Raw genomic sequence first — 306 nt, 5'->3', positions numbered from 1 at the left:
ATCTAACCATTAAAGGCGCTGTTGTTGGACGTGGTGGAGATGGCGGGTTGCCACATTTGGCATTTGGTGCATGGTCTACCGATCCGGATTATAACTTTACTAAAACCCGCCGTGACGGTTTTCAGGGAGCACCCGGTTTATTAAACCGGCACAGTAAACTAAACCTGATTATTGATGGTGGAACTCTGGCTCGAGGTGGCTCAGGTGGTGGAGCAACACCAAGTGGTATTTACACTGGATCATCTTATGGGGTTCAGGGAATTCCTGGTGGTGCTGGAGCACCATTTGGTCGGGTCATGACTGGAC

The 306-nt window shown here is 50.0% G+C and carries 1 protein-coding gene; it reads left to right on the top strand.

The features are described from left to right. The coding region (locus ACNQ0W_RS25525; RefSeq protein ID WP_417933326.1) for a hypothetical protein at positions 1-306 on the top strand (306 nt) is incomplete at both ends.

It is taken from the genome of Enterobacter cloacae complex sp. 6730903, from assembly GCF_048283985.1.
In the GTDB taxonomy this organism is placed as follows: Bacteria; Pseudomonadota; Gammaproteobacteria; order Enterobacterales; family Enterobacteriaceae; genus Enterobacter; species Enterobacter hormaechei_C.
The sequence above is the reverse complement of the archived record's forward strand: the minus strand, read 5'-3'. Positions and strand labels throughout refer to the sequence as shown.